At 71.0% G+C, this 21,437-nt stretch carries 20 protein-coding genes; 13 read left to right on the top strand and 7 right to left on the bottom strand.

Annotated features, from left to right (window positions below; translation table 11 throughout):
* Positions 1-84 precede the first annotated feature (84 nt).
* Complete coding sequence (locus tag ACSRUE_RS14225) at positions 85-402, bottom strand: hypothetical protein (RefSeq protein ID WP_441291457.1); 318 nt, start codon at positions 400-402, stop codon at positions 85-87.
* Between the two features lie 1,752 nt (positions 403-2,154).
* On the opposite strand from ACSRUE_RS14225, the gene ACSRUE_RS14220 reads away from it, so the two are divergent.
* Complete coding sequence (locus ACSRUE_RS14220; protein ID WP_441291456.1) at positions 2,155-2,379, top strand: hypothetical protein; 225 nt, start codon at positions 2,155-2,157, stop codon at positions 2,377-2,379.
* On the opposite strand, the gene ACSRUE_RS14215 is transcribed toward ACSRUE_RS14220, so the two are convergent.
* The 6 genes from ACSRUE_RS14215 to ACSRUE_RS14190 form a co-directional block, all read right to left on the bottom strand.
* Positions 2,376-2,876, bottom strand: coding sequence for a hypothetical protein (locus ACSRUE_RS14215; RefSeq protein ID WP_441291455.1), 501 nt, complete (start codon positions 2,874-2,876; stop codon positions 2,376-2,378). The two genes, ACSRUE_RS14220 and ACSRUE_RS14215, sit on opposite strands and share 4 nt — an antisense overlap.
* The gene (locus ACSRUE_RS14210) at positions 2,873-3,298 is read right to left on the bottom strand and encodes a hypothetical protein (protein ID WP_441291454.1); all 426 of its coding nucleotides are present in this window, start codon (positions 3,296-3,298) and stop codon (positions 2,873-2,875) included. Before ACSRUE_RS14210 ends, ACSRUE_RS14215 begins: the two co-directional genes overlap by 4 nt.
* Positions 3,299-3,312: 14 nt before the next feature.
* Positions 3,313-4,689, bottom strand: coding sequence for a serine/threonine protein kinase (locus ACSRUE_RS14205; protein WP_441291453.1), 1,377 nt, complete (start codon positions 4,687-4,689; stop codon positions 3,313-3,315).
* Positions 4,690-4,742: 53 nt separating this feature from the next.
* Positions 4,743-5,594 (bottom strand): hypothetical protein, encoded by an 852-nt coding sequence (locus ACSRUE_RS14200; RefSeq protein ID WP_441291452.1) that lies wholly within the window; start codon positions 5,592-5,594, stop codon positions 4,743-4,745.
* 1,191 nt (positions 5,595-6,785) lie between these two features.
* Positions 6,786-7,067 carry a cupin domain-containing protein gene (locus ACSRUE_RS14195; protein WP_441291451.1) on the bottom strand — a complete coding sequence of 94 codons (282 nt, stop codon included), beginning with the start codon at positions 7,065-7,067 and terminating at the stop codon, positions 6,786-6,788.
* Between the two features lie 78 nt (positions 7,068-7,145).
* The gene (locus ACSRUE_RS14190) at positions 7,146-8,048 is read right to left on the bottom strand and encodes a nucleotidyltransferase domain-containing protein (protein WP_441291450.1); all 903 of its coding nucleotides are present in this window, start codon (positions 8,046-8,048) and stop codon (positions 7,146-7,148) included.
* A 140-nt stretch (positions 8,049-8,188) separates the two neighbouring features.
* Between ACSRUE_RS14190 and aroA the strand changes: the two genes are divergently transcribed.
* From aroA to ACSRUE_RS14130, 12 genes are all read left to right on the top strand, one after another.
* Complete coding sequence (aroA, locus tag ACSRUE_RS14185; RefSeq protein ID WP_441291449.1) at positions 8,189-9,574, top strand: 3-phosphoshikimate 1-carboxyvinyltransferase; 1,386 nt, start codon at positions 8,189-8,191, stop codon at positions 9,572-9,574.
* A gap of 53 nt (positions 9,575-9,627) precedes the next feature.
* Positions 9,628-10,440: a (d)CMP kinase gene (cmk, locus tag ACSRUE_RS14180; protein WP_441291448.1), complete on the top strand. Its 813-nt coding sequence runs from the start codon at positions 9,628-9,630 to the stop codon at positions 10,438-10,440.
* Positions 10,424-11,386, top strand: a complete 963-nt coding sequence (locus tag ACSRUE_RS14175; protein ID WP_441291447.1) for a hypothetical protein — start codon at positions 10,424-10,426, stop codon at positions 11,384-11,386. The genes cmk and ACSRUE_RS14175 overlap by 17 nt, the downstream gene beginning before the upstream one ends.
* Positions 11,387-11,390: 4 nt before the next feature.
* A complete protein-coding gene (locus tag ACSRUE_RS14170) occupies positions 11,391-12,512 on the top strand; it encodes a hypothetical protein (RefSeq protein ID WP_441291446.1) in 1,122 nt (373 codons plus the stop codon).
* 251 nt (positions 12,513-12,763) lie between these two features.
* Positions 12,764-14,497: a 30S ribosomal protein S1 gene (locus tag ACSRUE_RS14165; RefSeq protein WP_441291445.1), complete on the top strand. Its 1,734-nt coding sequence runs from the start codon at positions 12,764-12,766 to the stop codon at positions 14,495-14,497.
* A gap of 189 nt (positions 14,498-14,686) precedes the next feature.
* Positions 14,687-15,211 carry a hypothetical protein gene (locus ACSRUE_RS14160; protein WP_441291444.1) on the top strand — a complete coding sequence of 175 codons (525 nt, stop codon included), beginning with the start codon at positions 14,687-14,689 and terminating at the stop codon, positions 15,209-15,211.
* A gap of 119 nt (positions 15,212-15,330) precedes the next feature.
* Complete coding sequence (locus tag ACSRUE_RS14155; protein WP_441291443.1) at positions 15,331-15,882, top strand: HIT family protein; 552 nt, start codon at positions 15,331-15,333, stop codon at positions 15,880-15,882.
* Complete coding sequence (locus ACSRUE_RS14150; RefSeq protein ID WP_441291442.1) at positions 15,879-17,336, top strand: AI-2E family transporter; 1,458 nt, start codon at positions 15,879-15,881, stop codon at positions 17,334-17,336. Before ACSRUE_RS14155 ends, ACSRUE_RS14150 begins: the two co-directional genes overlap by 4 nt.
* Positions 17,337-17,459: 123 nt before the next feature.
* Complete coding sequence (locus tag ACSRUE_RS14145) at positions 17,460-18,407, top strand: hypothetical protein (RefSeq protein ID WP_441291441.1); 948 nt, start codon at positions 17,460-17,462, stop codon at positions 18,405-18,407.
* A gap of 151 nt (positions 18,408-18,558) precedes the next feature.
* Complete coding sequence (locus tag ACSRUE_RS14140) at positions 18,559-19,500, top strand: hypothetical protein (protein ID WP_437764681.1); 942 nt, start codon at positions 18,559-18,561, stop codon at positions 19,498-19,500.
* A gap of 146 nt (positions 19,501-19,646) precedes the next feature.
* Entirely contained in the window at positions 19,647-20,072 is a 426-nt protein-coding gene (locus ACSRUE_RS14135; protein WP_441291440.1) for an HIT family protein, read from the top strand.
* Positions 20,073-20,730: 658 nt separating this feature from the next.
* Entirely contained in the window at positions 20,731-21,399 is a 669-nt protein-coding gene (locus ACSRUE_RS14130; RefSeq protein ID WP_437764679.1) for a carbonic anhydrase, read from the top strand.
* Positions 21,400-21,437: the final 38 nt, after the last annotated feature.

Genomic DNA, 21,437 nt, shown 5'->3' with positions numbered 1-21,437 from the left:
CCTGGGGCGAAAATAGGCAACTCGCCGTGCCCGCCTCAACATCGATGCGCCGCATGAGGTACCGCACGCGCGACGTTTTGAGCTTCATGGATGATCCCCTGGTTCACCGCCCGTCGGGTCGGTGGGTTGCTCGCCCGGAAGGTCCGTTGGCCGAGGTGGGCACCCCCAGCCTGGTCCAGCGCCGAGCGGGCAGAGGAGCGGGACGAGCTGAGGGGCAGCAAATCCCGGAGGTGGCGCCGGGAGCGAGATCAGCCAGTCGATCAGCTCGTCGACTGTGATCGATCTGGGGTTCGTCAGGTTGGACGGCACTTTCTCCGGCTCGTAGCGGAAATCCCAAACGAACCTGCACTCGACATTCGTCACGCCCGGCACCTGCTCCTCGTGCAGGATCTTGAGATTCATGGCCGCATTGCCCCTGCCATGATCGAGCAGCCGAGGGCGATCACGGTGACCGCAGCGGCCGCCATGGCCTTTAGGCGCAGCTTCATGTGCGCAGGATTCCATGGAGAGCGGTGAGCATCAAGCCATCCGCGCGCCCAGTCCCCGCGCCGTGCTTGCCGATGCGTACCTGTCGGGCGCCGCTGTTCCTGAGCGAGCTCGCACGGGCGCGAGAGAGGACCGCGCTACACCCCCGCGCCAGAGCACCGCCACCGCCCCAAACCCGATACGTACGCCTGGGACGATATCGCCAGAGGCCGGTGGATGAAAAATGCCTATGAGGTCGTATTTTAGTCGAGACCCGAGGCGGAGGGAGCCGGAGTTCCGCGGTGGACGGCGCCGAGTGCGTGGTGCCCTCTCAACCCGGGTCGAGCGGCGCGAGCGTTCGCGGAGCCGCGCTCGAAGGAGCGGCGCAACTCTGCGCTGCTGGTGAAGGGCGGTTCGGGCGGGCCTCCTCGACCCGGCGATGTTCGGCAAATCGTTCGGCACCGTCACTGCCACTTCTTCAAAGGCGAAGCCCCGGCCAGTGGCGCCGCTTGGGCGCCGGTCACCGTCCTCCAGGTGGTCCGCCGCGGCTTGACCGGCGGCGGCGACCGCTGGTAAGGTCGGCCACCGTCTGCGGGTACGTGGATCGGTGAATCAGGGGAAAACCGATGAACCATCGGCGCGGCGTTCTGCTCGTCGTGTTTGCCTGCGGCTGTTCCACCGTGGATCCCAGCGACCGCGACGAGCTGAGAGACCGGATCGCGGCAATGCCATTCGATCGGACGGGCGGCCAATCCGGAGATTGGCCGTGAAGTGGTGGTCGAACTTCCCTCCGGGAGGGGTTCAACTGCGCGAAGCAGTCTTCGGACACGGCCTCTTTAAAACTAAAGACCCCAAGTCATGGAACTGGGACCTCGAGAATCTGGGCAGGCATTGCGCCGAAGCGTGGCGAGACGACTTGCTGGAGGAGGATCGCATATGGGCAGAGCGGCACCGCAAGAAGTTCAGGCGGTGGATTGATAATTCGCGCCCCCTGGGCGTCGGCCGAAGAAACGCAGGCGCTCTCCCGAGCCGCCACGGACGCCTCGACGGACACCCAGCCCCACCTTGGCCGATGCTGCTGGAAGCCGTCCAGAGCGCATTCTTTTTCATGCTCGAGGCCTTCAAGAACGATCACGAGGGCACAAGCGAGCTCGCTCCGATTGACTCCACGTCTCGCCTCCACAGGACCTATTTCTGGCGAACGCTGACGTCCGACGATACGGCCGTGGAGATCCGGGCCGAGGCGCTCCGCGCCTTTCGTAGGGGATTTCGGATCGGCCGCCGCGGAAAGCCGAGGACGTTGACGCGGCCCATCCCGCCGATGCTGACGTCACCCCGTTACTGGGGGGACCTGGATATCCTGAGTTCCCCGGACCGAGCGCCGCGCGCGAGCGCGCAATCAAGGCGCTGCCGTTTCCGGCGAATCGAGAGGAGCTTACGGCGCGCGATGAGGAACTGCGCACGCTGTATGCGACCGCATGGAGAGACGATGTGCCGGAGGAGGACCACATCTGGGCCGCAGCGTTCCGCAACGCGTGCACGATGTCGGTCAACAGTCCCCGGCGAAACGCCCTCGCGCAAAGCGCCTACGAAGGCTATCTCCGGAGCAGCGATGGACGCTTCGGTGGGGAGCCTGCTCGGCCGTGGCCGAGCCTGAGCCACGTCGCCTCGGAACCATGGCGTTCTTTCGTGGACCGCGTCGAGGAGGCGCCCGAAGGCGAGAGCGAGCTCGCGACGACCGAGGCGGCCGTATGGGAATATTGGGACACGCTCTACCAGGAGGCCCCCCCATGGGACAGCGACCCCGACCGGGCGCACTGGCTGGCGGCGGTCCGCGCCGCTCGAAGGAAGGCGCAGGCCGACGATGGTCCGCCGGAGAGGGCGCGATCGCCCCAGGAGAGCCCGTCCGCCTAGTCGGCTCCGCTGCAGTCTGAGACGTGAAAGACCGCCGTCTCCACGCGCGCCTTCGCACCGTCGAAGAGCCGGATGATGTCACACGGCCCCGCCGACACGTCGGCCTCGTACGGGTCGGTTGGCTGCTCCTGGACGATAATCTCACACGGACCCTGGTAGAGATCTCCGTCGATCGTCGCGGATACATGAGGCAGGCCGCCCCCGTCCATGACGTTGATAAACGAGAGCCCGGCGTCATCCCCCTTTTCCACCACCACGCTGAGGCCACCCGAGTTCCGCACGACGCACAGGCCTGCCGGATCGTCGTCCAGGCCTACAAGTTTCGTTCCATTACCGCCGGTGTCGATCACCAGCTCTTCGCCGGCGCGCGTCACAACCGCCTTGCCCGAGACCTCGGGCTCGGCTTGAGCGAGGCACCCTCCACCCGCGCTCCACACGACAACCCAGAACAGCGGAGAGATCGCACGTGCGAGGGAATTTGCCATCGGCTCGCTCATGTCGTGCATTCGCCGAAGCTTAGAGGGATCACCGTCGGCGGGTGCCCGGCAGGCGTGCAGCACATCACGTGCTCTTCTCCATTCTCCTCGACATACATCGCGCGATCCTCGTATCCCTCGTAGCAGATCTCCTCGTCCTCGGTCGGGATCACGCAAAGGGTGTACCCGTCCGGGAGGTCATCGCGAACGACGCCCGCGCAAGCACGTGCGAACGACGGCGACTCGGGTGAGGTGGAGGTATCTTCCCGCCAGCCATCCCAAAGGACCTCCGTCTCTTCCGCACAGTCTTGCACCTCGTTCTGCGTGCCCTTCCAGAGCCACACGGCACGATCGCCCTCGTGGGGCCCTGTGCCAGGGCAGTCGCGGTCGGGGACACAACCTACCGCGGCCGCAGCGCCGATGAGCAGAAGAACACATCGCATCGACAGAAGCCCTCCTAGTACATCGCAGGACCACAGCTCACATCGCCGGCCTCGCAGTACGCCCGGCGCAGCTCGGCTCTTGTCGCCACGCTTATTTTCCGCGGAAGCGCGGTGCGCGGCCGGTTGTCCGCTTCCCTCAATGCGGTCGGCGCCGAGCCCAGCGTTCGCGTCGAGGGCTGCACCTTTCGTGGCGGCGAGATCGTCTCCACCAGGGTCGCTGCATGCTTCTCCGCGCGGAGCATGACCCGAGCCGGCTGGGTCATGCAGAGCACCCCGGCGCCTATCGCAGCCAACGCAGCAAGCGAAGCAGTGATGCGTAGGGGGAATGGCCGGGGCGTCGCTCCGGAAGGCCTGCGCCGAGCGGCCAGGATCTCTCGGTCCGGTTGCCAGATCAACGACGGTGGCGGCTGCAAAACCGGCTCCTCCGGAGTGGAGGCCGGCCACGAGGACACATCGAGCGGGGGAACCTGCGGCAGCGGAGGCTCGTCCTCGTTCGACGGCGCAACCCCCGATGGCACAGCCCCGGGCGCGACCTCGGATGGTCGAGTATCCGGGCCGTCCATCACGGATGCTGGCGACGGTGCCCCTTCCAGGTGCGAGCTGCGCAGCGTTGACGGCGCTGCGCCAGCGCTCGAAGCCCGGTCATCACGGCGGCTCGGTGCCTGATCCAACGTAGGCCATGCGTCCACGAGGTCTTCGAGCACGGTGATGAAGTGGTTGACGTTCCTGTATCTGCGACGCGGATCCTCGGCCAGGGCCATCTCGATCGCGGCGGCGACAGCGCGCGGGGTGTCGTTCGGGATGACCGGGGCGATACGTCGCGCCCCAAGCTCACCCGTCTGGCCGACGTCCAGCGAGCGACGGCACACGAGCTCGTACAGCAGGGCTCCAAGGCCATAGACATCTGCCCGTGGGCCGACACGTTCGCCGCTCAGCAGCTCCGGCGCCACCAGCGGCTCTCGTGCGGCTTCGTGCGGCTCGATCCGGAACAACCGGACCAGGCCGAACTGGCGGATGCAGTAGTCGCGCTGCGACGTGATGAACACGCGCTCCGGACTCAGCGCCCCATGGCACCAGCCCAGCGCGTGGCAGCGCTCGATCGCTCGAGCGATCTCGATCACCATCCGCAGCGCGGTCGCCCCGAGATCGGCCCCGGAGATTGCGTCCTTGATGCCGATACCGTCGCTCCGCCGGCACGCGACCCAGGCAGATAGGCCGCTTGCGTCGCCGTAGAGAACGGGCTCGATCTGCGGCACCGCTCGCGAGATATCCTGCAGCCGCTTCAACTCGGACGTGAAGGCCTTCCTGTCCAAGGCCTGGCCCTCACGAACGTGCAACCAGACCGTCGCTCCCTCATCGCCTACTTGCCGGGCGAGGAACGTGCTGACCATGCCATCGTGAACCTCACCGAGGATCCGGTGACCTTCCCAGACGGTACCAGGCTCTACCACGAGAACCGCACCTCCGCGCCAGCCCTACGCGCGCGGATCTGAGTGCCATCCGGCAGCACCGCAACCGCGAGTGTCGCGGCACCGAGCGCGGTCCCGGCAACAAGCGCTGCCGTGCTGAGGTGCTGCTTTACCTCGACGGACTGCTGCTCTCTTCGAAACACGCCCGCAGCCTGGATGTCCGAGTGGGGCTTGCACATCTCGTCCCTCAAGGCGGTGTCCTCGATCGATGCCACGATGTGCAGCACGATTCCTGAGACCAGGAACGCGCCCGACGCCGCGGAGCCCGTATAAAGAAGCCACGGCGCCGGACCGGGTTCCGGCTGCGCCGGCGCGCCTGCAGGCGTCGCCCTCAACGGAGCGACCGAGCGCACGTTCGCCGGTTCGGCGCTCAGGAGGACGACGCGCGATTCTCTCGCGGTGACGTGCACCGTGGAGCGTACCTTGCGGCCATCCGGCAACATCGTCGTGATCTCATGCTGCCCAGGCGCCACGTAGACCTGACCGCTCTCGTCCACGAGGCGCCCGTCCACGAGCACGGGCGCCGCCCCGGCGGGCGCGAACACGTGGAGCTGCGCCACCTCGAGCCGCGCCACCGCCAGATCCGCATGCCGCGTCTCGTGGAGCCGCCGCTCCCTGGGCGTGGCCGGCGGGCGCATGTCCTGCACACACCGCGTGAGCTCCACCACGGCGTCCACCCAGCGCCCGAGTCGGCGGTCGAGCTGCCCCAGCTGGCAGATCCCCACCGTGGATCGCTCGATATCGTAGATCTGCGCCCACAGGTCGCGAGCGCGCGCGATGTCGAGCCGCTCCAGGGCGGCCTCTGCCTCCTTGATCAAAGCTGTCACACGCGGCGACCGAGGCGGCGGCTGCGCGGCGAACGCTGGCTCGAGCGCGAGGAGGAACATCGCGACGGCCGCGACGTGCGACCAACAGATGACCAGCGCAGAACGCAGCAAAGCGCACCTCGGCCCTACAACAGGGACCCGATGCCGCGCCGGCCCAATCCGGCGCGGTACCGCCTTTTCAGCCCAGCCTCGGCCGGAGCGGCGTCCATCCCTCGGGCAGACGTGCACTAACATAGGTCTGCCTGCGCTTTGAATCCCCCACAGACCGAATTTGCTCTCGCCAACGCATTGCAAATCGCGGCCAAAAATTCTCACCAAATCGCACTCCTGGGCGGTCGGGGTGCACCGGCACGGAGCGCGCCTCTGGTGAGAAAGAGGGCCTCTCTTGGAAGAAGAGGGCCTCTCTCAGGAGCTGAGCACATGCCCTGGCAGCCCATCCGGGCTCCCCGAAGCGGGCCGAGCGCAACCAGCGGTCCTCCGACCACGGAGCAAGATCGCGACGGCTGCCTGAGCGCGCGGGACGCTGCATCCAGCCAACCCGGACCGAGATTCGGGACGCCCCTGACCAAGGAGGGTATCTCATGGGTTATCGCAATCTCACCCCGCAAGCGATGGTCAACATCTCGGGCCCCTGGCTCGATCCGGAGCAGGATCGGAGGGTCCTCACGTCGCTGCCGCTGCTCGCGCCGCTCCTGCCCGCGGTCAACGAGGCGCACGGGCGGATCCTCACCACGCAGCGGCTCGGCTCCAGCCTTCAGCAGCAGGCGAAGGCGCTCGTGGAGAAGGCCATCGCGCTCGACGCCACGCACGATCGCAAGCTCCGCGGGGCGTACAACTACCTCGGCGCGCTCGCCGAGATGAGCGACGATCCCGCGTTCGCGGCGACGGTCCTCGATCTGCGCGACCGGCTCGCGCCGGCGGGGCTCAAGGCGATCTCGCGCAGCTACGGCGACCAGGCGGGCGACGCCAAGCTGCTCCCGTCGCGGCTCGACGACGCGTCGGAGAAGCTGCTCAAGAAGCTGAAGACGCCCGAGGGGCCGCTCGCGCAGGTGGTGGACGCCTGGGTCGCGGCCGCGCTCGAGATCGAGAAGGTGGAGGCGCAGCGCGAACAGCTCCCGCGAGTCCGCGCCCCGAAGCGCCGCCGCGCGGCGATGGCCGACAGTCGCTTTGCCCCGAGGCGCTGCCCCCCGCTCAGCCGAACCGGTAGTGCTTCCGCACCGGCGAGCGCACCTCCCAGGTGCAGCTCAGCCCCGCGGGGAACGTCACCAGATCCCCCGCCCGGATCCGCACCGGCGCGCCGCCGCCCTCCGCGGGCGTCACGATCACGTCGCCCTCGAGCAGGTAGCAGATCTCCCGCTCGTCGTAGTGCCACGAGAAGGTCGACACCTCCTTCGTCCAGATGGGCCAGCCGCGCGCCCCGAGCTTCGCCAGCTGCTCCTCCGACGGACCGTGCTCCAGCTTGATCGACTCCATGGCTCCTCGTCCTCGCTCGATGCGCCGCCGCCGCCGGGCCCGCCCCCGCGGCGCCCTCCGCGATCGTCGCGGCGGATGCTAGCAGCTCGGCCCGTCGCGGCGGCACAGCTCGCGCACCTCGCGCGCGATCGCCTCCATGCGCCCGAGGCTCGCGAGCAGCGCCTCCCCGCCCTCGCCGGGCGCGGCGAGCACCGCGTTCACCCTGTCGGCGAAGCCCTCGGGACACAGCGAGAGCGACCGCGTCCTCGGCAGGGCGCCCTTCTCGTTCGAGAGGTAGCGCTCGTTCATCGCGAACAGCGCCTGCACCAGGCAGGCCGCGGCGCGGAACAGGCAGCCGCTCACGTAGAACACGTCGCCGCGCCGCCCGGCCTTCCTCGCGGTGTCGATGGCGAAGCCGGCCTCCCACAGGAACCTCTCGAGGAGCGCCCTCCGCAGGGCCGGGGGATAAGGCGTCACGAGCGCCTTCAGCGGGGCCAGCGCGCCCTCCGGATCGTAGAGCGGCCGGCAGTCGTGGATATCGGCCAGGTAGTTGGCGCTGAGGAAGCCGTGCGGGTGACCGGGCTGGTAGTCGCACGTCACCTGCCCCGCCCGGCACTCCCCGATCACGCGCCGCACACGCGCGAGATCCCGGTAGAGCCAGTCGACCCGGTGCCCCTCGATCTCCAGCCACGCGCCGCCGTTGATCCAGGGCCCCCAGGCGCCGGGCGGCGTGACGACGTCCTCGACGGCGCTCGCGTGGAGCTCCCGCGCGAGCGACGCCACGTCGCCCTCGGCCCCACCCGCGCAGAGCTCCCGCGCGAGCGCGCGCAGCGCAGCGAGGTCGGGCGGGCTCTCGGGCTCGTAATAGATGCCCAGATCGACGTCCGAGTCCGGGTGGCCCGCGCCGCGAGCGCGCGATCCGCCCAGCACGACCGCCACCACGCCCCGGATCGCGCCGAGCCGAGCGGCCACGCGCGCCGCCACGTCCACTGCCTCGTCCATACCGCCTCCGCCTCCCGTCGATCCCCGCTGCGACGCGGCGACCCTAACATCGAGGCGCCCGCGCGGTCCCGCCCCGCGCGCGGCGCCCTCGACGCCCCGCCCGCTGTGCCTGCGGCCGCCGTTCTGCTACACGGCAACCCGTGCCCGACCTCATCGTCCACCCGGCGGAGCGGCCGCTCATCGGGAGCGTGCCGGTCCCTGCGGACAAGAGCATCGCCCACCGGGCGCTCCTCCTCGCCGCGCTCGCCACCGGGCAGAGCCGCATCCGGGGCGGGACGCTCGGCGGCGACGTCCTCTCGACCGTGGGCGCGCTGCGCGCCATGGGCGTCCTCGTCGAGGAGCCGTCGCCGGGCGACCTCGTCGTCCACGGCGCCGGGCTCTCCGGCCTCCGCGCCCCCGGCGGCCCCATCGACTGCGGCAACTCCGGCACCACGATGCGCCTGCTCGCGGGCATCCTCGTCGCCCAGCGCTTCGCGGCGCGGCTCGTCGGCGACCCGTCGCTCTCGCGCCGCCCCATGGATCGCGTCGCGAAGCCGCTCCGGCTCCGCGGCGGGCGCATCGAGGGGCAGCTCGATCCGCGCAAGATCGGCGAGATCACGGCGCCGCTCGACGTCGGGCCGCTCCCCGAGCCGCACGTGCTCTCGTCGATCGAGCACGAGCTCCCCGTCCCGTGCGACCAGGTGAAGAGCGCCCTCCTCCTCTCCGGCCTCTACGCCGACGGCCCCACGTTCGTGCGCGAGCCGCTCGTCTCGCGCGATCACACCGAGCGCATGCTCACCGCGCTCGGCGTGCCGATCGACTCGGTCGGCGCGATGGTCTGCCTCGACGCGGCCCGCTTCTCCGGCGCGCTCCCGGCGTTCGAGCTCGACGTGCCCGGCGACCTCTCCGCGGCCGCGTTCCTCATCGCCGCCGCGCAGATCGTGCCGGGGAGCCGCGTGACCGCGCGGCGCGTGGGCCTCAACCCGACGCGCACCGGGCTGCTCGAGGTGCTGCGCGACATGGATGACATGGACGGCAGCGTCGCCGTCGAGATCAAGGGCGAGGCCCTCGGCGAGCCCACCGGCGACGTCCACGTCGCGTCCGCCGCCTCCGGCGGCGGCCTCCGCGCCGGGCGCGCGGGCGGAGAGCTCGCGTCGCGCGCCATGGACGAGCTGCCGATCCTGCTCGGCCTCGGCGCGCGGGCGCGCGGCCTCACCGAGGTGTTCGACGCGCGGGAGCTGCGCGCGCAGGAGACCGACCGCATCGCGGCCATGGCGTCCGTGCTCGGCGCCTTCGGCCTTCGCTGCGAGGAGCGCACCGACGGGCTGCTCGTCGAGGGCAGGCCCGACCGGCCGCTCGACGCGGCCGACGTCGACAGCCGCGGCGATCACCGCATCGCGATGACGGCCGCCGTGCTCGGGCTCGCCGCGAGCGGGCCCACGCGCGTCCGCGACGCGGGCTGCATCGCGACCAGCTTTCCCCTCTTCGTCGGGACGCTGCGCGCCCTGGGCGCGCGCATCGAGGTCGAGGGCGCCCGCGCCGCGTGAGCGCGCGATCGGTGAGGCGATCCGGTGAGGAAGAGAGAGGAGGAGGAGCGCAGGTGACCGAACGACAACGACAGGACGACGCGCACCACCTCCCGGCCCGGGGCGAGCCCCGGCGGCTGCGCGTCGCGATCGACGGGCCGGCCGGCGCCGGCAAGGGCACGGTCGCGCGAGGGCTCGCCGAGCGGCTCGGCTACCTGCTCGTCGACACCGGCGCGATCTACCGCGCCGTCGCGCTCGCGGCCCGCCGCGCGAGCCTCACGTGGGAAGCGGAGGGCGAGATCGGCGCGCTCGCCGAGGATCTCGCGCGCGGCGGGCGCATCGCGCTGGAGCGGAGCCCGCACGGCCTGCCGCCCGACTCCTCCGCCCCCCCGCCCGCGAACGCCCCGGCCCAGTCGAGCCTGGGGGGCAGCGGCATGCGCGTGCTGCTCGACGGCGAGGACGTCTCCAGCGCGATCCGCGCGCCCGAGATCAGCCTCGGGGCGAGCCGGGTCTCGGCCATCCCCGCCGTGCGCAAGGCGCTGCTCGCGATGCAGCGGCAGGCCGGCGCGGGCGGCGGCGTGGTGCTCGAGGGGCGCGACATCGGCACCGTGGTGTTCCCGGACGCCGAGGTGAAGTTCTTCCTCACGGCGCCGGCCGAGATCCGCGCGAAGCGGCGGTACGATGAGCTCGTCGCGCGCGGCATGCCCGTCAGCTTCGAGGCGACGCTCTCCGACGTGCTCCGCCGCGACAAGGCCGACAGCGAGCGCGCCGTCGCGCCGCTCCGCAAGGCCGACGACGCGATCCTCGTCGACTCGGGGCACAGGAGCCCGCAGGAGATCATCGACGAGATGGCGACCCTCGTGGAGCTCCGTGCGCGCGGCGGCTGAGGTCCGCGCCGCCGCCGCCGCCGCCGCCCTGATGGCGCTCGGGCTCCCGGCCTGCGGGGACGCCGCGCCGCGGCTCGCGGGCGGCGGCCACCCCGCGCGCGCGGCGAGCCCGGCCGGCCCGCGCGTCGTCCGGCGCATCGAGCCGGCCGATCTGCTCCCGGCCGATCTCGATCTCGTCGTGCGCGTCGACGTCGCCCGCATGCGCGACGGCCTGGGCCAGGCGGCCTCGGACGAGCTCGCCCGGCGCGCGCTCGACGAGGTGCCCGACGAGGCGCTGGAGAGCGCGCTCCAGCGCGCCGACGTCGTCTGGCTCGGCCTGCGGCTCGCCGATCTCGAGGAGGGCGATCGCGTTGTCGTCCTCGAGGGCCGCATGGCCGGGCTCACGCCCGATCCCGGCCGCTGGGAGCCGGCGCCGGCGGCGCAGGACGGCGTCGCCGTCTTCGACCGCCGCGGCGGCGTCGCGGGATCGCGCGCCGACACGGCGCGGATCGTCGCGCTCGGCGATCGCGCGGTCGCGCTCGTGTCGGCGGTCGAGGTGAGCAGCGTCGCGCGCCTCCTCCGCGACGGCCCCGACGCGCGCCGCGGCGACCCGGCCGCCGAGGGGCTCGTGAGCGCCGACCTGCGCGCGCGCCGGCTCCCCCCCTACCTCGCGCGGCGCTTCCCGTCGATCGGCGCGCTCGTCGCGGGCGTCGCGCGCGTCCGCGCCGTGGCGTCCCTCCACGACGAAGGGGTGCGCCTCGACGTGGAGCTCGTCGGCGTCGACGCGGCCGGCGCGGCGCGCGCCCGCCGGTTCCTCGAGGTGCTCCGCGACAACGTCGAGGAGGGTCGTCACGCAGATCTGATGAAGGAGCTCTCGATCGAGCAGGTGGAGAGCACCGTGCGGCTCCGCTGGCTCTTCCCTGCGCCCCTCGTGCTCGCCCTGCTGTCCGGGCGCTCGCCCGGCTAAGCCGATGCCTGACACCCTGATCGAAGAACCGATCCGACCGACCGTGACCGACGACCTCGCCGCGCCGGCGCCCGAGGGCGATCCCGCGGAGGCGCGCCCCGCGCCGCCCGGCGAGGGCGCCCCCGCCGCCCCGCGGCGCCCGGGCCGCCCCCGCGGGGCCGCGTGCCTCGTGCTGGCGATCGCGCTCGCCGCGTTGCTCGCCGGCGCCGCGCTCGGCGTCTACCTCCTGTTCTGGCGCTATGTGCCGACGGCCCGGCAGCACATCCCGGGCGACGCGAACATCGTGGTCCGCCTCGAGACCGCCGACCTCGCGCTCTTCGGCCCCGTGCGCCGGCACTTCCTCCCGCTGCTCGACGACGCGCCCCAGACCGCGTCGCGGAAGGCGCGCATCGAGGCGGCCACCGGCCTCGATCTGCCGACGGATCTGCGCGAGATCGTCGTCGCGTCGACCGACGCCACGAGCTGGGTCGCGCTCGCGGGCGGGCGCATCCCGAAGGGCCGCTTCGTCGCCGGCATGGAGAAGGTCGCCCGCGACGAGGGCTGGACCGGCGTCCGCCGCGAGGGCGAGCTCCTCCTCCTCGGGCCGCGCGCCGTGCTCGGCCAGGCCGACGACGGCACGCTCGTCCTCGGCACGGACGTCGAGATCGTGAAGGCCGCGCTGCCCGCGTCGCCCGACGCAGACGAGTGGCGGCGCCTCGATCTGCCCGAGCAGGGCGCCGTCACCTTCGCGCTCACCAGCGCCGCGTGGTCCGGCGCCTCGGCCGCGGTCTCCGGCGTGCTGCCGCGGGCCGGAGCGCTGTTCCGGCGCATCGACCACGCCTCGGGCGCGCTCGCCCTCGGCGCGGAGCCCGAGCTCTCGATGCGCCTCGCGCCCGCTGCGGGTGAGGCCGCCGCGGCGCTCGCCCCGGACGCCCAGGCGTTCCTCGGCAGCCTCAAGCTCGCGCTCGCGCTGCTCCCCGACATCGCCGGCGCGGGCGCCGCGCTCGAGGGAGCCCAGGCCCTCGCGCAGGGAGAGCTCGTCGAGATCCGGACGAAATGGCCCCACGAGGGCCTCGACCGCGCCTGCGCAGAGCTCGCACACCGCGCCCGCGCCGCGCGCGACGCGCTCAACGCGCGCGCGCCCTGAGATCGCGCTGCTTTGGGCGGGCGGGCACATCCTTCCCAGCAAAACGGACCGGGCCCACAAAAACCTCCAGTGGCTCGGTCGTTGCATTGACAGAGGCCCCTCCTCAGACTACAGGCTCGCCTCTCCCGAGGGGCCCGGGTGCATCGGTACGCGTGTGCCTGCCCCTCCGCCGCTCGTGCGTGGCACCTAGGGTCCACGCCTGCGCCCGCGCGGCGAATCCCAGGGAAGGAAAGGAAACAAGAACGAACAACATGACTAGTAACATCCATATGGAGGCAGGCTCGTCCGGGGCGAGCATGGAGAGCTTTGCCGCGCTCTTCGAACAGAGCGTGGAAGGGGGCGATTTCGCGCGTGAAGGAGAGATCATCTCCGGCACCGTGGTCGCAGTGAACCGCGACTCCGTCGTGGTCGACATCGGCGGCAAGAGCGAGGGCGTGATCGCGCTCCGCGAGTTCGCGGACGCCGCGGGCCAGAGCGCCGTCAAGGCGGGCGACAAGGTCGACGTCTACATCGAGAGCCGCGAGAACGACGACGGCCTCGTGACCTTGTCGAAGGAGAAGGCCGACAAGATGAAGGTCTGGGATGAGATCTCGAACGCCTGCGAGGCGGACGAGCTCATCGAGGGCACGATCAGCCAGCGCGTGAAGGGCGGCCTCTCGGTCACCATCCGCGGCGGCGTGAAGGCCTTCCTCCCGGGCTCTCAGGTCGATCTCCGCCCGATCCGCAACTTGGACAAGCTGATCGGCCAGACCTACAAGTTCAAGGTCATCAAGTTCAACAAGAAGCGCGGCAACATCGTGCTCTCGCGGCGCGTGCTCCTGGAGCGCGAGCGCGACGAGATGAAGGCCAAGACGCTCGAGACGTTGACCGAAGGGATGACCGTCAAGGGGACCATCAAGAACATCACCGAGTACGGCGCGTTCGTCGACCTCGGCGGGATCGATGGCCTCCTGCACATCACGGACATGTCGTGGGGCCGCGTGAACCACCCGAGCGAGGTGTTCCAGGTCGGCGACGAGGTCCTCGTGAAGGTCCTCAAGTACAACGCCGACACCGAGCGCGTCTCCCTGGGCCTCAAGCAGACCCAGGAGGACCCCTGGAACCACGCCGAGGAGGCGTACCCGGCGGGCAAGAAGGTCCGCGGCAAGGTCATGTCGATCACCGACTACGGCGCGTTCGTCGAGCTGGAGCCGGGCGTCGAGGGCCTCATCCACGTCAGCGAGATGAGCTGGACCAAGAAGGTCAAGCACCCGTCGAAGCTGCTCGAGGTGGGCCAGGAGCTCGAGTGCCAGGTGCTCGAGGTGGACGCGCGCGCGAAGCGCATCAGCCTCGGCCTCAAGCAGCTGGAGCCCGATCCGTGGATGCTGTTCACGGACAAGTACCACCCCGGCGACAAGATCGCGGGCAAGGTCCGGTCGCTCACCGATTACGGCGTCTTCGTCGGGATCGAGGAGGGCGTCGACGGCATGGTCCACAAGAGCGATCTCTCGTGGTCGGTGCGCGTCAACAACCCGAGCGACCTCTACCACAAGGGCGATGACGTCGAGGCGATCATCCTCTCGATCAACCACGACGAGAAGAAGGTCTCCCTCGGCATCAAGCAGCTCTGGGACGACCCGTGGCCGAGCATGCTGACGGAGTACCCGCCCGGCCGCGTCCTCGACGACGCCCAGGTGGTGAGCATCGTCGACTACGGCGTGTTCGTGCGGCTGCGCGAGGGCGTCGAGGGGCTCATCTCCCAGGGCGACGTGCAGGAGCCCGAGGAAGGCAAGCTCAAGGTCGGCGACAAGGTGAAGGCCGAGATCTCGTCGCTCGACACGGTCGATCGCCGGCTCTTCCTGACGATGAAGAACATCGGCATGGAGCGCCCCGCCCCGGTCCGGCAGCAGCAGCAGAAGCGCAAGGACGACGACGACAAGCCGGTGGCCGGGACGATCGGTGATCTCATCAAAGAGAAGTTCGGCACCAAGCTGGACCTGAAGTGACGCGGCTCGGCGCGCGGCGTCGCTGACGCTGCCGCGCGCCAGGCGCTCACCCGCCGCACCTCAGGTGCGGCGGGCCGAGGGCGCCCCGGTGCCCTCGGCTCGCCGTGTGGACCCGATGTCGACGAGAGGCGAGGCCCTCCCCAGGGCCTCGCCTCTTGCTTTTTCCGCGAGGCCGCGGACGATGCCGCGATGAGAGGCCTCCTCGCGCGCCCCGCCCTCGGGGCGCCCGTCCTCGCCGCCCTGGCGCTCAGCGCTCTTCCTGCCCGCGCCGACGGCCCCCGCGCCGCGGCCGCTCCCGCTGCCCGCGCCGACGGCCCCCGCATCACGGCCGCTCCCGTTGCCCGCGGCGGCGGCCCCCGCGCCTCGGCCGCTCCCTGGGTGGGGTCCCCGGCGCAGCCGCTCGGGCGCGCCTACGCCCCGCTCCGCGCCGCCGACCCGTGGTTCGGCGATGACAAGATGCGCCATTTCTGCGCGTCAATCGCCCTCGCCGGCGGCGGGTATGCGCTCGGCGCGCTCGCGACCGACGACCTCCGCCAGCGGCTCGCGCTCGGCGCCGCGGTCGCGCTCGGCGCCGGGCTGGCGAAGGAGGTCTACGATGCCGCCGGGCACGGCACCCCCTCGGTCCGCGACGTCGTCTGGGACGCGCTCGGCACCTCCGTCGGGCTTGGCCTCTCGCTCTGGTTCGATCTCGCGGCCACGCCGATCCAGTTCTGAGCCCGCATCGGCGGCGCGGCGGAACGCGAGGCGCGCCTGCGCGGCAACTGCGAGCGCGGCGTGCCGACGAGCGAGCGGTGGTCCCGCGCGCGTTGCCGCCGTGCTAGCGTCTCCGCGACATGGGCAACCCCCTGTGGGCGCCCTGGCGCATCGAGTACATCCTTGCGCCGAAGGGCCAGGCCGACTGCATCTTCTGCGGCATCCCCCGCGCATCCGAGCAAGAACAGCGCGACCGGCTGGTCGTGGCGACGACCCGCCGCGCGTTCGTCATGCTCAACCGCTACCCGTTCGCGTCGGGCCACCTCCTCATCGTCCCGCACGCGCACGTCGCCTCGCTCGACGCGCTCGAGCCAGCCGATCACGAGGCCCTCTTCCGCCTCGTGCGCGAGTCGACGACCCGCCTGCGCGCCGCGCTCAAGTGCGAGGGCATGAACGTCGGGATCAACCTTGGCACCGCGGCGGGCGCCGGCATCGCCGAGCACCTGCACGTCCACATCGTCCCGCGCTGGCCAGGCGACACCAATTTCATGCCGGTGCTCGCCGACGCCCGCGTCGTCCCGCAGGCGCTCGAGGCGACGCGGGACCACCTGCTCGGCTTCTTCGCCGACCTCCCCGCGTCGGTCGTCGACGAGGGCCCCCACGGCCGGGCCGCGCGCGGCGAGGCGCTGTGAGCGAAGGCCCGTCGCAGCGCACCGTGTTCCTGACGGTCAGCGCCGTCCTCACGGCGGCGCTGCTCATCGTCTCCCACGCGGTGCTGCTCCCGTTCGTGCTCGCGCTCGTGGTCGCCTACGTGCTCACGCCGGCGGTCCTCCGGCTCGAGCGCGCGCGCGTCCCGCGGTGGGCGGCGATCCTCGTCGTCTACGCGCTCGTGCTCTCCGGGATCGCGGGCTTCTTCGCCCTCAGCGTCCCGCGCCTCATCGCCGAGGGGAAGGCGCTCACCGCCGAGGCCCCGCGCCTCGCCGCGCGCCTGCGCCAGGAGTACCTGCCCGCGCTCGACGCGCGGCTCAACCGCTGGTCGGGCCGCGAGCCCGAGGCGCCGCCGCCGGCGCTCGCGCCCGACCAGGAGCCCGATCAGGGCGCGCGGGCGCCTGGCTCCATCGAGGCCCCTGGCGGCGAGGAGGGCGTCGAGCGCCCGCCGATCCGCGTCTTGCCCGGGCCGGACGGCGCGTTCGACGTGCAGATTGCCGACGACGTCGAGGTCCGCGAGACGCGCGACGGCGTCTGGCAGATCACGCAGGCGCGCCCGAGGCACCGCGGGCTCTCCAGCGCGAACATGCTCCAGGAGGGCTACGAGAAGGGGGCCACCTACCTGAAGGAGAACTCGCTCGCGGTCCTCCGGATCGGGCAGGCCATCGCGACGGCCATCTCGCGCGGCATCTTCAACCTCTTCATGACGTTGATGCTCGCCGGCTACATCATCCTGACGCACGAGAAGATCCTGCGCTTCTTCCGCGAGCTCTGGCACCCGACCTCGCGCGACTCGTTCGATCGGTTCCTGCGCCGGCTCGACCGGGGGCTCTCCGGCGTCGTCCGCGGGCAGCTCCTGATCTGCCTCGTCAACGGCGTCCTCTCCGCGATCGGCTTCTGGCTCTTCGACCTCAAGTACTGGCCGATCCTCTCCGTCCTCGCGGCGGTGATGTCGCTGATCCCGATCTTCGGCTCGATCCTGAGCTCGATCCCCGCGGTCCTCATCGGCCTCACGCAGTCGTTCGGCACGGCGGTCGGCGTGCTCGCGTGGATCGTGGGCATCCACCAGCTCGAGGCGAACTTCCTGAACCCGAAGATCATCGGCGACGCGGCGAAGATCCACCCGGTCCTCGTGGTGCTCGCGCTGCTCGTCGGCGAGCACTTCTTCCAGATCACCGGCGCGCTCTTCGCGGTGCCCTGCCTCTCGCTCGCGCAGACGATCTTCCTCCACTTCCGCGAGTCGACGCTGGGCCTCGCCGATCCGACGGCCACGATCCCGCCGCAGCGCGGCGTCCCGATCATCGCCCCCGCGATCGAGCCGCTCCCGCCGCTGCGCGGCTTCGAGCCCGCCCGCCCGGCCTCCACGCCCGTCCCCGCCCCCGAGCCCGAAGGCGAGCCCAGCGCCCGCAGCAGCGGCCCCGACACGGCCACGAGCTAGCCCTCCACCGCCCGAGCCCCTCCCGGGGCCGATCGGTCCGTCCGTCCGCCTCCGCTGGCCGCTCCCCCGCAAGCCGGCTATGAGACCCCGCGCCCCGCGCAGGAAATCAGCTCCACGACCTCGATGAAGACCCCCGGCAAACCCACCCCGAAGAAGCAGAGCCCCAAGCAGCAACGCGAGCAGGCCATCGCCGCCCTCCGCAGCGGAAAGCCCCCCGCCGACCCGCTCTCCCAGCTGAACCCGCGCTCGCTCGCCATCCGCGTCGGCATCCCGGCGCTCATCGTCTGGGCCATCGCCCTGGCCATCCCGGGGGTCTGGCCGAAGGCGGTCGCCGGCGTCCTGACGGTCATCGTCGGCGGCGTCATCGTGTGGGCGCTGCGCTTCGCGACCCGGACGCGCGCCGTCGCGCAGATCGTGCAGACCGCCGACTCCGCCGAGGCCCGCAAGGACGCGATCGCCAAGCTCGACACGGAGTTCAAGAAGGACGACGCGGCCGCGACGTTCGCGAAGGCGCAGCTCCAGATGCAGGAGGACCCGCGGGCCGCGCTCCGGACGCTGGAGACCATCAACCTCGACAAGGTGATGGCACCGATGGCCGACGAGGCGCGCGCCCAGCGCGGCATGATCCACCTCATCCTGAGCGAGACGGACGAGGCGCGGGCGCTCGTCGACAAGATCGACATGACCCGCCACAAGGAGCCGAGGATCCGCGCCATGATGGCCGCCATCGTCGGCGAGGCGTGGGCCCGGACCGGCCAGGCCGGGAAGGCGGTCGAGCTGCTCGAGACCTTCGATCCGAGCGACGAGGCGTTCGCCGAGCTGAAGCCGCAGCTGCTCCGCTCGCGCGCGTTCGCGTACGCGTGGGCGAACAACACGAAGCAGATGAAGACCACGCTGCGGAGCCTGAGCGCGCTCAACCCGCAGTACCTGAGCGGCTTCGTCACGAAGAAGAAGAGCCCCATGGGCGTCCCGCCGCGCGGCGTCCACCCGATGCTCGAGAAGGAGGCGTTCGAGATGCTGATGCGCTCGGGCGCCATCCCTCGCAAGATGCAGCAGGTGCGGCGCGGCTGACGCTCGCCGGGCAGGCGGGCGGCCGTGACCGTGCTTCATCGAGGGGCGGCGCCCGATCGTCCAGGGCGTCGCGGCGCCGCGTCGCCGAGCCCGCCCGCCGAGCGCGGCCCCTTGACGCGCGGCGCGGCGAGCGGCTCAGATGCGCGCCCTGATGAGAGGAACCGCGCTGCTCTACAGCTCCCATAACCGCTGCAACTTCATCCACGACCACTACATCGCGCAGCGGGCGCTCTCGGGGCGGGACAACAAGCGCATCCTGTTCCTGCCGATGTCCGAGGCGCCCCGCGACGGCAACGAGCGCGAGCGGCAGGAGTTCGCGTACGGCAACTTCAGCTGGTTCTTCCGGTTCTACGAGCGCTTCGGCCTCGAGCACGTGCCGTTCTACTGGAGCAGCGACCTGCGCAGGGAGGACGTCGACGTCCTCTGGCGCTACCTCGCGTCGTCCGAGGTGGTGATCCTCGGCGGCGGCTACAGCACGACGGGGCTCTGGCGTTACAAGCAGCTCGGCGCGATGTTCGACGGAGAGCCCGGCAAGTTCGGGCGCCTCCTGCACGAGCGCCGGCAGCGGGGCCTGCTCACCGTCGGGTTCTCCGCCGGGGCCGACCAGCTCTGCCAGCACCTCTTCCGCCGGGTGTGGGACAGCCCTGGCGACAACGACGCGTTCGGCCTCGCGCGCGACACGCTGGTCACGCTCCACCACGAGCCGAGCCGCAACGGCGATCTCTGGCACGCGGCGCGGCGCATGCCCCGCTGCTTCGTCTTCGGGCTCCCGAACGACTCCGGGGTCCAGGTGGACTGGGGAGTGCTCCCGTCCGGCAACATCTGGCAGGTCTACGAGCTCATCATCGACACCTCGTGGGGCGATCCCTCCGACGCGCTCCACGTCAAGACGCGGCAGGGCGCGCTCATCGATCATTTCGACCACACGGGCCGCCACTGGGCCTTCCACGGCGGCGACCACGTCGTGCGCGTCACGTCGCAGGACGGCCGCTTCGACCGGGCGTGGATGACGGCCGGCGGCCTTCTCCTCGATTACTGGACGCGCGAGCCTGCCGCGCACGGATCGATTGACGACCTCCTCGCCAGCCACTGATCGCGCGCCCCCCTGCGCAGCCGCGCTCCGCTGTGGACGCGCGCTCCCGGCGTGGCCGGGGCCGCGCGCCGCCCGCGTGGCCGCGGGCGCGCCCCCGGCATTGACGCCAGGAAGGTGGCGCGGCATCGAAGAGGACGAGGCCCGCCATGCCGCCCCGCCCCTGCGTGTTCTGCAGCATCGCCCGGGGCGAAACGCCGGCCCACGTCGTGCTCGACGAGCCGGAGGTCATGGCGTTCCTGGATCACCACCCGCTCTTCCCCGGCCACTGCCTGCTCATCCCGCGCGCCCATCATCAGGTGCTCACCGACGTTCCGGCGTCGCTCGTCGGTCCGCTCTTCGCGGCCGCGCAGCGCCTCGCGCGCGCTGTCGAGTCCGCATGCTCGGCGGATGGTTCCTTCGTCGCCATCAACAACCGCGTCAGTCAGAGCGTCCCCCACGTGCACATCCACGTGGTCCCGCGCCGTCAGAGGGACGGTCTCAAGGGCTTCTTCTGGCCTCGTTATAAATATGCGAGTGAGCACGAGATGCGCGGCTTCCGCGACGCCATCGCGACGGCATTGACAGCAGGTTGAATTCTGTCGCTGGTACGGGTATCTGGACGTGGCGCCGTGCTGGCTCAGGCGCGAGACGTCCGTCCCAGATCGGGACATTCTGCCACACACGGTCTGCACCTCGTTGTGTCTTGCGACGAACCGAGACCGCTGCCAGGTTAGGGAATAGACAGGGCGCTTCCCTGGTTCCCGCGGCCGACAGCCTCTCACTCCTCGAACGATGCTGGCTCTCCGGTCATTTTTCCCTCGGATCGCGCTGCTCTTCGTGCTGATCCTCGCCCCCGCTGCGCTGGGACGGGCGAATCTCAGCATCATCGAAGCCGGCAACTCCGATGTTTCGGGATCGTTTCGTACCGGGGCCAGCGAGAACGACGTGGGGGGCCTCGAGGCCTTGCAGCCGCAGCTCCGCGACGGGGCGCATCGTTCGATCGCCTCGCGACCGGCGCCGCGCGGCGGCGCGGCGCCGCCGCGCGCCGTTCTCGTCGCCGACCTCCGGCCTGTCCGCGTCCCGTCCCCCGTCCCCCACCCTCCCCTCCGTCATCCTCCACCACGTTTCCTGAACTGACAGGCTAGCTCCGTGGCCGTGGCCGCTCGCGGTCCGGCTCGGAGTCGCTGGAAGTGGAGGTGTTCATGACGATCGCCGCGCCGTATCGGCGCGGTCAACGAGAGGGTTTATTCCATGCAGAAGCTCGCGGACGGATTGCACAAGTTCCATGCCGAGGTGTGCGCCACACATCAAGACCTCTTTCGCAATCTGGCGAGGGGTCAGCGGCCCGAGGCGCTGTTCATCACGTGCTCGGACAGCCGGATCAATCCGAACCTCATCACGCAGACCCAGCCGGGTGACGTCTTCATCGTGCGCAACGTCGGCAACATCGTGCCGCCGTACGGCGCCAGCAACGGCAGCGAGTCCGCCGCGATCGAGTTCGCGGTCGCGCACCTAGGGATCAAGCACATCATCGTCTGCGGCCACACGCACTGCGGCGCGATGCGCGGGCTGCTCGATCTCGGGGGCCTCGACGAGCTGCCGGCGGTCAAAGGGTGGCTCCAGCACGCGGAGCTGACGCGCCGCCTGGTGCAGGAGAACTACCCGCACATCGAGGGGGAGGATCGGCTGACGATCACGGTGGAGGAGAACGTGCTCGCCCAGCTCGAGAACCTCCGGACGCACCCGACGATCCGCGCGCGGCTCGCGCGCGGCGATCTCTCTCTTTACGCCTGGGTCTTCAAGATCGAGACCGGACAGGTCTTTCAATTCGAGGCTTCGACCGGCCAGTTCGGGCCGATCGGTGACGCTGTGCCCCCATCGGCGCTGCCGGAGTCGGCGGTCTACCGCCGGGCCGTCTGAGCGCCTGTTCGTCGCCGATCCACGTCTTAACTCGAATC

It is taken from the genome of Sorangium sp. KYC3313 (assembly GCF_052075895.1).
GTDB lineage: Bacteria > Myxococcota_A > Polyangia > Polyangiales > Polyangiaceae > Sorangium > Sorangium cellulosum_B.
This window is presented reverse-complemented; position numbering and strand designations above follow the sequence as displayed.

Bases quoted from the DNA above. Each gene is read 5' to 3' on its own strand.
- ACSRUE_RS14225 (WP_441291457.1), bottom strand. From the start codon at position 402: ATGAATCTCAAGATCCTGCACGAGGAGCAGGTGCCGGGCGTGACGAAT.
- ACSRUE_RS14215 (WP_441291455.1), bottom strand. From the start codon at position 2,876: ATGAGCGAGCCGATGGCAAATTCCCTCGCACGTGCGATCTCTCCGCTG.
- ACSRUE_RS14210 (WP_441291454.1), bottom strand. From the start codon at position 3,298: ATGCGATGTGTTCTTCTGCTCATCGGCGCTGCGGCCGCGGTAGGTTGT.
- ACSRUE_RS14205 (WP_441291453.1), bottom strand. From the start codon at position 4,689: ATGGTCAGCACGTTCCTCGCCCGGCAAGTAGGCGATGAGGGAGCGACG.
- ACSRUE_RS14195 (WP_441291451.1), bottom strand. From the start codon at position 7,067: ATGGAGTCGATCAAGCTGGAGCACGGTCCGTCGGAGGAGCAGCTGGCG.
- ACSRUE_RS14190 (WP_441291450.1), bottom strand. From the start codon at position 8,048: ATGGACGAGGCAGTGGACGTGGCGGCGCGCGTGGCCGCTCGGCTCGGC.
- ACSRUE_RS14170 (WP_441291446.1), top strand. From the start codon at position 11,391: ATGCCTGACACCCTGATCGAAGAACCGATCCGACCGACCGTGACCGAC.
- ACSRUE_RS14165 (WP_441291445.1), top strand. From the start codon at position 12,764: ATGACTAGTAACATCCATATGGAGGCAGGCTCGTCCGGGGCGAGCATG.
- ACSRUE_RS14160 (WP_441291444.1), top strand. From the start codon at position 14,687: ATGAGAGGCCTCCTCGCGCGCCCCGCCCTCGGGGCGCCCGTCCTCGCC.
- ACSRUE_RS14155 (WP_441291443.1), top strand. From the start codon at position 15,331: ATGGGCAACCCCCTGTGGGCGCCCTGGCGCATCGAGTACATCCTTGCG.
- ACSRUE_RS14145 (WP_441291441.1), top strand. From the start codon at position 17,460: ATGAAGACCCCCGGCAAACCCACCCCGAAGAAGCAGAGCCCCAAGCAG.
- ACSRUE_RS14140 (WP_437764681.1), top strand. From the start codon at position 18,559: ATGAGAGGAACCGCGCTGCTCTACAGCTCCCATAACCGCTGCAACTTC.
- ACSRUE_RS14135 (WP_441291440.1), top strand. From the start codon at position 19,647: ATGCCGCCCCGCCCCTGCGTGTTCTGCAGCATCGCCCGGGGCGAAACG.
- ACSRUE_RS14130 (WP_437764679.1), top strand. From the start codon at position 20,731: ATGCAGAAGCTCGCGGACGGATTGCACAAGTTCCATGCCGAGGTGTGC.